A 12,491-nucleotide genomic window follows, 5' to 3' on the forward strand; every position below is an offset into this window, starting at 1 on the left:
TAAGTTACCTGCAAATTACTTGCTGAGCCACGTATCAAAGAAGACCGGGGAAGCCACTGCGGTTGTTGCGCCAATGCCCTGAGTCTTGGATGAGTACAGGAAATGGTTCTGCTGATCATAGAGCGGCAACAGGTAGTAACCCTCGAGGACAAGCTTCTGCGCCTTGGCGTAGAGATCCTTGCGTTCTGCCTCATCCTTGGTGGCACCGGCGGTTTCTAGCAACGTATCTAGTTCCGGGTTTTTCACCTGTGAGAGGTTAGCAAAGTAACCCGACGGGGCAGGTACTGTTGAGGCCGAGTGGAAGAGGATGCTCAGCACGCTCGGGCCGACCTTGGTGTACGGGGCGGAGACCAGGTTGTAGTTGTGCTCGGCCAAGGCTCCATACCAGCTGGAGAGATCAAGGAGGTTGATCTTGATTTCAAAGCCAGATTCCTTGGCCGTTGCCTGCAACTGCTCAAAGAGCGACTGTTCTGCGGGAACCGACTGGCTGGTGCTGACCGGGAAGGTCAGTGAGAGGCGTTTGCCATCCTTGGTGCGGTAACCATCGGCATCGCGTTCATTCCAACCCGCGGCATCCAGTAGTTCGGCTGCCTTGGCCGGATCAAAACCGAAAAGCGATTCATCGGAGTAGCCAAGCGGTTCAACGCTTGAAAGCGGTGAGTAGGAACGCTTAGTTGTATTAAAGAAGAGTGATTCGACGCCAGCATTGACATCAACTGCGTGAATGAATGCCTCACGCACGCGCTGATCGTCGAACGGTGCCTTTGAAGAATTTAACTCAATGCGGTTTGAGGCTCCGGGACGTGGGGCATCAAGGTGCTTGATGGTGTCATTTTTGACTGCGGCGGCGATGGTGTCGGGCTGCGCGTTGTCAATGATCTGTACCTCGCCGGCCTGCAACGCCGCATAACGAGTTGCTGCCTCGGGGATGAAACGCCAGGTGATTCCCTCAAGGTAGGCCGGACCCTCGTGTTCGGGGTTTGCTACGGGGCGCACATAGTCGGCATTGCGTACAAGGTTTACCGAGTCCTGCTTCTTCCAGGATTCAACCTTGAACGGGCCGGTACCTACCGGGGCGACGCAGTTTTCTTCCTGAGTGCGCTTCAGCGCCTCGGGGGACTGGATAGCAACCCATGGCATGGAGAATGACTCGAGCAGCGAGTTATCAGGAGTGGAAAGGGTCAGCTCAAGGGTTGAAGAGTCTGCTGCCTTCATATCCTTGATCTTGCCCAAAGCCAGGTAACCGGTTGAAGATGCCGTTGCCGGATCCAACAGGTGCTTGAAGTTAGCGATGACTGCCTGCGCATCAAGTGCGGTGCCGTCGGTGAACTTGATGCCCTCACGGATTTTGACGGTACGGGTCAACCCGTCCTCGGAAACCGTGGAATCGGAAGCTAGCCAAGGAATCAGCTCTCCCTGCTCATCCTTGGTGTACAGGGTCTCAAGGTACTGCGAGGAGGCAAGTGCCTGTGGATAGTTTCCGCCAACGTGCGGATCCAAGCAGCTAGGCTCGGCATCGCCGGAGGCATAGACGAGGGTTCCACCACTCACCGGGGTGCCGGCGTCATTGCTGGCTCCCGGGGCTGGTGCTGGATTTGAGGAGCAACCGGCAAGGATGAGGGATGCTACAAGGATGGCGCTCGTGGTCAGAACGCGTGGTGCCAGGGTGCGGGCGTGAATCAATTGAACAACTTCCTGCATGCTGAGGATGACTAAGGGTGCGGCAAGCACGGCACTGTGACGGCGCGCTCACCGCATCAACCATAGAACAGTGGGCGGCTCCCAAGCCCTCACTGTGCGCGAGGTCATAATGCCGATGGGTGCTGGGTTATTGAATATTTTTCCACTTCATGGCACCGTGCAGCGTTCGTTTTTCATGAACTAATTAAGAAATTGTAGTGATCGACCTTTCAGTGCAAAGCAACGTAGAAGGATTTTGCTGAATTATTGACTTCACTCATCGCGGGTTCGGGACTGATCGGTGCTTGCACCAGTGCTGCTGCGTTGCCGCGCACCATAAATTATGTCTGTATGCCATGAGTAATACTGATTGCAAAGAACGGGGCACGCTTGCTTGGAAGTATCCTGCTTGGGAATGCCGACAATAGTTACGTTGTGGCGGAGCTATGCATGCTGCAAGTCCTGAAAATTTACAAAAGTAAAATTATCTATTTGAGGGTGGCCTCGCTGCGGCACGTAGGTGGTTTTGGATGAACCTTGGGTTTTTGTAGGCGCAATAGTATTGATGAAATGAATGCAACAGCGATCTTTTCCAGCGTCTTGGCCTTGCTCCTCGTGTTGATTTCAACTTTTGTGGTGGCTTATAAGGTAAAGCCGGTGAAAGGTGCTACTGGCAAGGGTGCCGCTGTTGTTGACGGAGTGGACCGGCTGGGCTGTGCGGAGCAGGATACTTTGAGTCATGGCAGCCTGCACGGAGCGACTAAGGCAAATGGGCGAAATCGTAGGGGAAGAAGGCTTGTCTGGAGCCAAGCCGTCGGTCGCTTACTTGTTCGTGGAGCTCTTGCCGTGCTGGCGTTGGCAGTTGGCTTGGCTTATGTGCCATGGCCGGCTCTTGTTCCACTGTGGCAGTACCTGTCGATGCTGGTTCTGATTGCCATTGTTCTGACTTTTGTACTCAGTGAACTCGTTTTCCTCGGGAAAAAGTGTATAAAAAGACTCAAAGCAAAATCAATCGGGGGATTGGCCTACCCCATTGCAATTGTGCTGTCGTTTTTGCCTCCCATAGTTCTCCTCGTGTTCGCAGGTGAACAGTTATTTGGTGCAATGGCTGCAGCGATGGTTGTCGGTGGAGCTTGGTTCATGGGGTGGCTTCAGTCTCAGGACGTGGACGAGCTGTCCGCCGAAAAGCAGGAGAGCATCGGAAGCACGGGAAATGCTCTGCTTGTTTACGGGGCGACCAGTCTTCTCGTTTTGGAGATTTACCGACTCTTCGGTGACGAGCGAAGCGCCTACCTAATGCGGGCACGTGAAGCAATCGCACCCTGGGCCACTCATCTTCCGTTATAGGCGCCGTATTGACCTAACGTCTATCCCCGCCGGAAGAGATTTGGATAGTTGGTTCCTGCAAGGGCGTGCGCGGTTGGTTAAGGCAAGGCGCACGCCCATATTCGCAGGCTGTTAGGCGCTTGCCACCGTGAAACGGCGGTGCAGGTGCTGCGGTGTTTCAATTTCATCAAGTGCTGCAACGGCAAAATCGCCGGTGCTCACGCGCTCACCGGCGGGGGAGTCATTGCCCAAGACAATGCTTCCCGATGCCGGGCCCGGCGCAATCTCCGGAGCTGGCGCCAACATGGTCCAGTCAAGCCCCGAAGCCGAGGTGTAGAAATCGAGGACCTCACCCATGGTGCGGGCCTCTGGCTTGTATTCCTCGGGGAAACCCGGGGTATTGAACAAGCGCACGCCATTGAGCTCGGTAGCTCCAGCTCCACCAACAATGAACAAGCGCGCCGGGACCAACGTCTCGGAGATTTCCTCATGAGCATCGATAAAGCCCTGATGATCCTCGCCGGTACGTGAGGGCGGGATAGAAATGACAACAACATCATGGTCCGCTGCAATCTTGCGGTAGGCGGCAGTGTCGCTCAAATCCGCGGTCGCGCTGGCTGTACCTGCAACGGTCTTGCCCGAGTGGCTTACAGCTGTGACCTCGTGGCCGCGGCTCAAGGCCTCGGTGACAATCTGGCTGCCAACCATACCGGTGGCTCCGTAAACTGCAATCTTCATTTTTGGTGTTCCCTTCAATGATTGCTGCGGGTCTTGATGATGACTCGCTGATTCAATGCCCCAATAGTATCTTCTTGATACCAAGCACCTCAACGTAATAGGGTTACCGCATGGATACCGTGACTCCCGAGTTTAACGTCATGACACTGGGCTGTCCTTCGCGGCTCATCATGCAACGCCTTGGTGATAAATGGACACCGCTGGTACTGCTTGCCCTGCAAGAACACCCGCAACGCTTCTCTCATATCCGCGAACGCATTGGTGGAGTCACACCTAAGGTTCTCACCCAAACATTGCGCACCCTAGAACGTGACGGATTATTGACCCGCACCATCTATCCGCAGGTGCCACCCCGCGTCGAATACGAACTCACCGAGCTTGGACGCAGCGTCCTAGAACCCATGGAAATTCTTCGTCTTTGGTCACAAGATCACGCTGAGAAAATTCTTGAAGCCCGAGACACCTATGACGCACTGCACGACGGCTAATTTCAAAGGCCCCGAGCCCCGGGAAACTTAGCACAGGTAGTAAGCGAAGAAACCAACTAATGGTTTATTGGCGCTCGCCGGTAGTCTCTGGGGATATAACCTCCCACCAGCTCTGAAAGAATGGTCAAGAGAATTCAGGGATTGCTAGTTTTCGCCGCGGCACTGCCAATCATGGTTGCACTGGCATTATTTTTGTTCCGTGCCAAGGCCATCTACATGGCACTGTGGTCCCTGCTCACCGGTCTGCTGGTGGCACTTGTGTTCTTCCGTGTTGAGCCTGCCGCATGGTTGGACGCCGGGGCACTCTTTGGTCCAACAGTCCTTGAGGTACTACTGATTCTCTTTGGTGGGGTGCTGCTTTCACGCATCACTACCGAGAGCGGTGCCATGTCTAATATTTCTGGCTGGCTGGGTGCCAGCGCCTCAAATATGCAGGCTGGCACGGTACTTGTCGTCTTTGGCCTGGTTCCCTTCGCCGAATCCGTCACCGGTTTTGGCATTGGCGTCACCGTAGGAGTGCCACTGCTGCTGCGCCTGGGCCACAGTGTGCGACGCTCGGCATTACTGAGTCTGCTGGGCCTGGTTACTGTGCCGTGGGGCGCTCTTGGACCCGGAACCTTGGTGGGTGCCGATCTTGCCGGAGTGTCGCTTTTTGAGATTGGCATCAGATCCGCAGTGATGAGCGTTCCCGTGATGCTCGGATCGGCAATCACCTGCTGGCTGGTCCTACGTCACGAGGCCCAACGCCCCGGACGCCTACTGGCCCACCTGCTGGGCGCGGCACTGTTGCTCAATGCAGGAATTCTTGGCGCAAACTTCGCCATGGGCACCCCTCCGGCAGGGATTGTTGGCTCGCTGATAGTAATTTTGGTGCACCTTGTGGTGTTCAAATTTGCCGGCACGCTCGCGGTTGCCGGGCCCGCGGTCATGCGTTCGCTACTTCCTTACGCGGTACTAACATTTGGGTTGTTGCTGGCTCGTTTGTCCACCTCGGCAATGGATGTCTCGCTCTTGCGCCGGGGGTTGGTCAGCGGGGGAGTGTGGTTGCTTGTCGCTTGTTTGGTTGCCCATTACTTTGCCCCCGGGGCGAAGACACCAGAGGGATCTTTGTCTAAGCGCGTGGGAGCTGCTTATAAATCATGGATTCCTGTGGGCGTGACCACCGGTGCATTCACGGTGCTTGGCGCGATCCTTGCACTTTCGGGAATGGGGCAGATGCTCGGTGCGGCACTTGCTTCAATGGGCCAAGGATATCTGGTTGTTGGTCCGATCGCGGGTGGATTTGCCGGATTCATTTCAGGGTCCAACACTGCAGCGAACTCAATGCTCGGAGCAACCCAGGCACAGGCGGCACTCGCGCTCGGATCCTCGGTTCTGCAGTTGGCCGCGGTTACCAACGTGACAGCCTCCATGGCAACAATGCTCGCACCCTCCCGCATGCTGCTTGCCTATGAGATGGCCGCTCTTGACCCCAGCAGGGAATCAGACTCCAGCGTCGAACACCCAAGCGAACAAGAAGTTACTGCATGGATTGCGCCACAGCTGGCGATTCTGCTGGCAATCGTCTGTTCACTACTGGGCGTAGTGACCCTGCTGATTCACTAACAACTTCCCTCAGTCATCTTCTGAAGAATGAATCCGCCGCCCGGCACTGAGCAGCTGTATCTCTGGACGTTCGGCAACCAAACGCTCGATTCCATCGAGTTCATCGATCACGTGAGCGGCATCCGTTGCCACCAGGCCCGCGGCAATTTCGGCACGGCGATATAGGTCTAGTTCCCCGGTTTCGGCAACCGAAACCTCAAATTTGCGTTTGATTTCGGAAATAATCGGGCGTACCACGGAGCGTTTCTCTTTGAGAGATTGAACATCGCCGAGCAAGATATCGAATTGAATCCATCCAAAGAACATGGCTCCATCATGAACCATGTTCTTTGGGCGGCGAACTATTCGGTGTTTAGCGCGCGGCGTTTGCCGCGATTGCCTGCTTCAACACCGGAGCCAGGCGCTTGACTCCTTCGCGGATCTTCTCTTCGGGAACGGCGCTGAAGGCCAAACGCAAGCGATGGCTTGGAGCATCATCGGGGCTAAAAGCGGCACCAGGGATGAACACCACGCCGGCTTCGATGCCCTTGGACAGTAGCTTGTAGGTATCGATTCCCTCTGGCAGGGTGACCCAAATAAAGAAGCCGCCTTCGGGGCGTGTATAGCTTACGGAATCGGGCATGAACTGATCCAGTGCCTCGAGCATTGCCTCGCAGCGGCCCGCATAGAGTGCCTTGTATTCATCGATCTGCCCGCGCCAGTCATGCCCCTTGAGGTATTCGCTAATCAGCATCTGGTTCAAGGTTGCCGGGCAGAGTGAGACTGCCTCTGCTGCAAGGTAAAAACGACGGAATAGGTGCCCCGGAACCAGTGCCCAACCAATGCGCAGCCCGGGAGCTAAAATCTTGGAGAATGACCCCATGTAAATGACGTGATCCGGGTTTCCGGCACGCAATGGAGCAATAGGCTCTCCTGCATAGCGCAGCATTCCATAGGGATTGTCCTCGAGCACTAGGATATTTTCTGCCTTGCAGATATCAACGATTTCTTGACGTCGTTCGGCGGCCAGCGTGATGCCCGAGGGATTATTGAAGTTCGGAATTGTGTAAAGGAACTTGATCCTTGCGCCGGCGGCCTTCAGCTCCGTAATGCGTTGCTGAAGGGCAGTGGGAATCAACCCGTGCTCATCGGTGCTAATTGGCTCGACCTTGAGCTCGTAGGCTTCAAAGGTGTTTAGCGCACCAACATAGGTTGGGTCCTCGCATAGCACGGTGTCTCCTGGGTCGCAGAAGACCTTGCAGGCAACATCCTGGGCTGCCTGTGAACCGGTGGTGATGACGACATTTTCGGGGCGAGCGTCGGTGATGCCTTCGGCGGCCATGACCTCGCAAATTTGGGTGCGCAGCTCGTCGGTTCCCTGACCACTGCCGTATTGCAACGCTTCCATGCCGTGCTCAACGATGAGCCTATTGGCCATCTCGCCGAGTTTCTGCAAGGGGAGGGACTGCAGATAGGGGTTGCCGCCGGCCAGTGAAACGAGTGTGGGGTCAAGCGAAAGTTCGAAGACATCACGCACGGCAGACTGCTTGATGTGCCCGGCCCGATCGGAGAATAATTCTTCGTGTCGGGCCAGCGACTGTGCTCGTGCCAATGCCAGCTCGGATTCGCTGATTGTCTCCGCAATGTTCTGTGACTCCACACCCGAACCTTATCAACTTTTGTTGTCTATAGGTCAACAGTTTTGATTATTTTTGGCTGAGTATTTTTTCGATATCGATCCCATCAACCAAGATCCGCGCCGACCCAACGCCCGCGGCGACCTTTGCCGTATATTTCAACTGCTCAATAATCCGTGGATCATCGCACGTGCCGCCCGAGGAAACCGAACCGGAGAGATCGACGGCAACCTCATCGCCACTGATTGTTGAATCAATGAAGCGTAAATCGGAGGCGGCTAGGGCATTGACGAGCCCGGATTGACCATGTTCGGAACTCTTGTCGTTGAGTAACATCTTGAGTGAGGCCTCAACCTGATTGGTAAAGGTTTCGGGCGCCGACTCGGTGGCCACCAACGAATCCCCACACCCAATTTTTGGACCGGACTTGCCCTGATCATCAACTGCTACATAGAAAATCGTGAGCGCTGCGGTGGTTTGCTGAGTAACGTTTGACGTTGGAGCGCTGCTTTGAGTATTCGTCGGTGAGGCACTTGGCTCCGGAGCCGAGGAGCTACTCGGGGCTGTACTTGAGATGCCGGGCGTTGGTGCGGGCTCCGGAGACGAACAAGCGCTCAAGGAAATTCCGGCGGCGAGTGCCACCACTAAGGCAAGGGACCTGCGGGTTTCTGGGTTCTGTAACATTGTGTCCTCCCATGTGAAGCAAACGAATTGAGTCGTTGCTTCAACTCTAAGAAGGAAACGCCGGTGCAGAGAAGCTCGGTTTGGTTGCGGTTTGGCTACTGAGTGCCGGTGCCGGTGGCGGCTGGCTGTTCGCGGGTTGCTAGCCATGCTTCAATGGCTGCCGGGCGAATCCGGCGGTGGGTACCTCGATACTCGACGGGAATGATTCCACCATCGGTGAGCTTACGCAGGTAGCTCGGGGAAATTCCTGCCATCTGTGCTGCCTGTGAGGTATTGAGCAGTTCTTCAACGGTACTGATGCTTACCTCATCGCCGCGCGCCATCCGATGCAACACCTCAATCAATGCATCGTGAGCGGTCGGCGGAAGCTGCAATGTAGTGCCGTTAACAAAGACGGTTGTGTCCGCAGATTCGGCCAAGGCATGAGCAAGCTTGGTTGCGGTCCGGGGATCTAACGCAGGAAAGGACGCGGACTTTGCCAGGGAAGGAGTAGCCATGTTCACTATCGTATCCGTCGAAGCAAGACGATGATTTTGCGCCCTGAGGTGTGTTCCGGTCAGGGGGGTGAAGCGCATGCCTCGAGATTTACCGTCTTCAGCGTTTAGCTGTACTCCTAGCAACGAGTTTGTTACGCGAACTCTAGCCAAGAGGCGGAAATATGCAGTAGGGTGGTTCCCACGGTCTAAAGAAAGTACTGACCAGTGCAATGACGCCGAAGTCCCTCACCTGGGACGGCAGACGCACAGCGAGGCAAAGATTGAGCGTTCGGCACGACGACGTGCGAACACAGCTCTCAAAGCCCAACGACTAATTTTCGTTTCCTCGCTTCTTCTTTATTCAGAACTTTCAAGGAGACGTTTCATGTCTATCGATACCTCTATTAACGCCGCAGCTTCAATCACCGAAGCCGATATTTTCGATGCTCACCTTGGTGGCAAGCTCTCGGTACAGAGCAAAATGCCGCTGACTTCCAAGCGAGATCTTTCTATTGCTTATACCCCTGGCGTTGCCCAGGTATCCCGTGCGATTGCCGCGGATCCTTCACTCGCTGCAACACATACGTGGGCATCGCGTTTGGTAGTTGTGGTCTCCGACGGAACCGCTGTTCTCGGTCTGGGCGATATCGGTGCTGCTGCATCGCTGCCAGTGATGGAAGGCAAGAGCGCACTATTCAAGGAATTTGGCGGACTCGATTCGATTCCATTGGTCCTCAATACCACAAACGTCGATGAAATCATCGAAACGTTGGTGCGCCTACGCCCCAGCTTTGGTGCTGTAAACCTCGAAGACATCTCGGCCCCACGTTGCTTTGAACTCGAAGCCCGACTCATCGAGGCACTTGACTGCCCGGTCATGCACGATGACCAACACGGTACGGCCGTTGTAGTTCTTGCCGCGCTGTTCAACGCCGCAAAGGTCGCCAACAAACGCCTCGAAGATCTGCGTGTTGTGATTTCCGGTGCCGGCGCCGCAGGGATTGCCATCGCCGAAATCATGATCACCACCGGTGTTGGAGATGTCGTCCTGGTCGATTCAAAGGGAACCATTCACCGCGACCGCGATGACCTGAACGCCATCAAGGCCAAATACGCGGCGGTGACCAACACGGACTCGATCATTGGTGGCATTGGTGAGGCATTGGATGGCGCCGACGTAGTCGTTGGTGTTTCCTCTTCTAAATTCGCCGAAGAAGACCTGACACGGATGAATGACGACGCGATCATCTTCGCGCTGTCCAACCCGGATCCTGAGGTCATGCCCGATGTTGCAAGCAAGTATGCTGCAGTCGTCGCCACCGGGCGTTCGGATTTCCCAAACCAGATCAACAACGTCTTGGCCTTCCCCGGCATCTTCCGCGGAGCACTGGACGCAGGTGCACGCAGGATTACCTCGGAGATGAAGATTGCTGCCGCCCGTGCCATTGCGGCGCTGGCCGAGGACGATCTTTCGAGTGACTTCATCGTTCCTTCGCCGCTTGATCCACGGGTTATGCCGGCGGTTTCTGCTGCAGTGCAGGCAGCGGCCACCGAGTAAGACCCACGCAGCAGGCAAAGGGAGCGAAACCGGAATATGAGCCGGCTTCGCTCCCTTTTTCATGCGTCAAAGGTTCTAGGCGTGAGACACGATATAACCGCGCAACGAAAAGTTATCCATAATTTTCACCTTTCTGTCCCCGAGCAAGGCCAAAGCGGCAAACACGTGGATGTCCCGGTACCCGCCGTGAACAACCAAAGGGGATTGAAGAAGATGTGCTTAATGTGTGATGGTTACACGGAGAATCAGGTGCGGTACCTAATAAATGCGGACATCTACACCCCTGGTTGGAGTGTACAACTCGTTGAAGATCCCAGTCCCGCAAAGTGTTTTGGATACACCATGGGGCTCACCGCCAAGGGCGAACCAGAATTCTTGGTTCGTGGCGTGGATTTGAAGGAAACGCACGACTGCTCAATGGTTTTGCCACACCCGTTACCCAGATCGCCGGGAAGGAATGATGTATTTCCAGCCGCTGGCGAATCCGCGAGATTATCCAAAGTTTCGCCATGGACTTGAACACGTTGAAATCCTTGGTTACTGCAACATGGCGGGGGATCAGGATCCGGGGCAACGTCAAGAGTGCTGTTACTCCGTTGGCATGACGCACCAGGGTTTTTCCGGAAATTGTTCTCGTCGTGGAAGAATTTGGACAGATTCCAGACGGCGGTCCCGAGATACTGAACGAGCTGGTCTTGCTCATGAAAGAGCATGATCAACCCAGGAATGAGGGGGACAAGACTCGCATCGATACGCAGTTGGTTCAGCTGATCTTTGAAATCCGTTATATACGTCTGTGCGATATTCTCTGGGGTCTCTACGGCAGCGAGTTCACGCTACTTCAGGCGATTGCCTGAGAAGCGTACCCGCCTGAACGCCTTGAAGCCCGGCCGATTTGCCTGAACTAAACAAGGTAAATCGGCCGGGCTTCAAAGGTGGCTTTTAGACTCGGGTTGCCGAACGTGAGAACAGACGGTTTGTAGCAATGCGTGCGCCCTCGCCAAGAGCTTCGAGCTTGGCATTGGCAATCTGTGGGTGCACTCGACCGCCTAGGCCGCAGTCGGTGGAGGCAATGACATTTTCGCGGCCCACCAGGTTGGCAAAACGCTCAATGCGGTCCGCGACCAATTCCGGGTGTTCAACAACATTTGTCGCGTGCGAGACTACACCGGGGATCAAGATCTTACCCTCGGGAAGCTGACGAGTTTCCCAGATGCGCCATTCGTGTTCATGGCGTACGTTTCCTGCCTCGAAGGAGATCATGTTCGCGTTGATGGAGAGCACCGAATCCAAGATGTCGGCAAAGCCAATATCTGTGGTGTGTGGACCATGCCAAGAACCCCAGCACACGTGCAGTCGGATCTTCTCGGCGGGTAAATCACGCAGCGCATAGTTGGTTGCTTCGACACGCAACTGAATGAACTTGAGGTAATCCTCAAGGCTCGGCTCAGGGTTGATTTGATCCCAAGACTCGGCAAGTGAAGGATCATCGATCTGCAGGGTCAAGCCAGCATCGAGGATTGCCTTGTACTCCTCGCGCATGGCATCGGCTGCCGCGTAAAGGTATTCCTCATCATTAGTGTAAAAATCATTTGCAAGACGCGCACAGGAGGCAGGGGACAGTGCTGCAAGGAAACCCTGCTCGGTACCGGTCTGTTCCATGGCAGCCTTCAGATTATTAATATCCGAGGCTACAAGTTCGTGACCCGTGTAAGTCAGCGGAGCAACAACTTTTGGCTGCGTGGTGGATTTGCGGTGTGCAAGAATCCCAGAGGTCGGATCGGAGTAGGCCTCGGCAAAACGCTGGCGGTCGCGGCGATCCGGGAACGAGGTGAGCACAACGTTGCCCGGGGAAGAACGCTTGACTTCTGTTTCGGCCCAGCGATCAACGGTAGTTTCCTCGAGACCGCCCAAACGTGCGAATGAGTAGTTCCACCAGGCACCGTAATCAACCGAAGAGGACATCGTATGACCGTATTCCCCGTCATTGGGGATGTCGATTCCGGCATCGCGCTGCGCCTGAACGACACCCACCACAGCGTTGCTGAGCAGTTCGCTGAATCCTGCGACGTCCTCGGGGTTATTTTCCTTGGCGGCGTTAGCCGCCAAAAGCTCCGGGGTACGCGGCAAGGAACCGGCATGGGTAGTTAGAATGTGGTCGGTTTTCTCAGAAGACATGGCAAAGCCACCTTTCCATCGGTCCTGGCGGTAGCACCGTTTCCGTTTCGGAAGGAAATCTTCGGCGGGATCGGTTGCTGCGGCGTCAAAGAGCCAGGTCTCTCGGCCACTCGGGATGGGGTACATACCAATCAGTACCAGT

Annotated in this window: 12 protein-coding genes and 1 riboswitch; of the genes, 5 read left to right on the plus strand and 7 right to left on the minus strand. The window is 55.3% G+C overall.

What is annotated here, in order from left to right; genetic code table 11:
- Positions 1-15: 15 nt before the first annotated feature.
- A complete protein-coding gene (locus CQ018_RS06540) occupies positions 16-1,701 on the minus strand; it encodes an ABC transporter substrate-binding protein (protein WP_105549346.1) in 1,686 nt (561 codons plus the stop codon).
- A 549-nt stretch (positions 1,702-2,250) separates the two neighbouring features.
- On the opposite strand from CQ018_RS06540, the gene CQ018_RS06545 reads away from it, so the two are divergent.
- Entirely contained in the window at positions 2,251-3,027 is a 777-nt protein-coding gene (locus CQ018_RS06545) for a hypothetical protein (RefSeq protein ID WP_105549171.1), read from the plus strand.
- A gap of 111 nt (positions 3,028-3,138) precedes the next feature.
- On the opposite strand, the gene CQ018_RS06550 is transcribed toward CQ018_RS06545, so the two are convergent.
- Positions 3,139-3,744 carry an NAD(P)-dependent oxidoreductase gene (locus tag CQ018_RS06550; RefSeq protein WP_105549172.1) on the minus strand — a complete coding sequence of 202 codons (606 nt, stop codon included), beginning with the start codon at positions 3,742-3,744 and terminating at the stop codon, positions 3,139-3,141.
- A gap of 110 nt (positions 3,745-3,854) precedes the next feature.
- On the opposite strand from CQ018_RS06550, the gene CQ018_RS06555 reads away from it, so the two are divergent.
- Positions 3,855-4,232 carry a helix-turn-helix domain-containing protein gene (locus CQ018_RS06555; protein WP_105549173.1) on the plus strand — a complete coding sequence of 126 codons (378 nt, stop codon included), beginning with the start codon at positions 3,855-3,857 and terminating at the stop codon, positions 4,230-4,232.
- Positions 4,233-4,352: 120 nt separating this feature from the next.
- Positions 4,353-5,837 carry an L-lactate permease gene (locus tag CQ018_RS06560; protein WP_105549174.1) on the plus strand — a complete coding sequence of 495 codons (1,485 nt, stop codon included), beginning with the start codon at positions 4,353-4,355 and terminating at the stop codon, positions 5,835-5,837.
- A 9-nt stretch (positions 5,838-5,846) separates the two neighbouring features.
- On the opposite strand, the gene CQ018_RS06565 is transcribed toward CQ018_RS06560, so the two are convergent.
- The 4 genes from CQ018_RS06565 to CQ018_RS06580 form a co-directional block, all read right to left on the minus strand.
- Positions 5,847-6,143 (minus strand): DUF503 domain-containing protein, encoded by a 297-nt coding sequence (locus tag CQ018_RS06565; RefSeq protein WP_105549347.1) that lies wholly within the window; start codon positions 6,141-6,143, stop codon positions 5,847-5,849.
- Between the two features lie 46 nt (positions 6,144-6,189).
- On the minus strand, positions 6,190-7,461 hold the full coding sequence (locus CQ018_RS06570; RefSeq protein ID WP_374954180.1) for a PLP-dependent aminotransferase family protein: 1,272 nt from the start codon (positions 7,459-7,461) through the stop codon (positions 6,190-6,192).
- A gap of 61 nt (positions 7,462-7,522) precedes the next feature.
- A complete protein-coding gene (locus tag CQ018_RS06575; RefSeq protein WP_105549176.1) occupies positions 7,523-8,137 on the minus strand; it encodes a GerMN domain-containing protein in 615 nt (204 codons plus the stop codon).
- Positions 8,138-8,232: 95 nt separating this feature from the next.
- Positions 8,233-8,634, minus strand: a complete 402-nt coding sequence (locus CQ018_RS06580; RefSeq protein WP_105549177.1) for a helix-turn-helix domain-containing protein — start codon at positions 8,632-8,634, stop codon at positions 8,233-8,235.
- A 364-nt stretch (positions 8,635-8,998) separates the two neighbouring features.
- On the opposite strand from CQ018_RS06580, the gene CQ018_RS06585 reads away from it, so the two are divergent.
- A complete protein-coding gene (locus CQ018_RS06585) occupies positions 8,999-10,171 on the plus strand; it encodes an NADP-dependent malic enzyme (protein ID WP_105549178.1) in 1,173 nt (390 codons plus the stop codon).
- A gap of 638 nt (positions 10,172-10,809) precedes the next feature.
- A complete protein-coding gene (locus CQ018_RS06595) occupies positions 10,810-11,028 on the plus strand; it encodes a hypothetical protein (RefSeq protein ID WP_105549180.1) in 219 nt (72 codons plus the stop codon).
- An 85-nt stretch (positions 11,029-11,113) separates the two neighbouring features.
- Here CQ018_RS06595 and CQ018_RS06600 read toward each other — a convergent pair whose 3' ends face one another.
- On the minus strand, positions 11,114-12,349 hold the full coding sequence (locus tag CQ018_RS06600) for a cobalamin-independent methionine synthase II family protein (RefSeq protein WP_105549348.1): 1,236 nt from the start codon (positions 12,347-12,349) through the stop codon (positions 11,114-11,116).
- Positions 12,350-12,361: 12 nt separating this feature from the next.
- Positions 12,362-12,471, minus strand: a riboswitch (SAM riboswitch).
- Positions 12,472-12,491: the final 20 nt, after the last annotated feature.

The organism is Arthrobacter sp. MYb227 (assembly GCF_002975435.1).
Classification (GTDB): domain Bacteria; phylum Actinomycetota; class Actinomycetes; order Actinomycetales; family Micrococcaceae; genus Paeniglutamicibacter.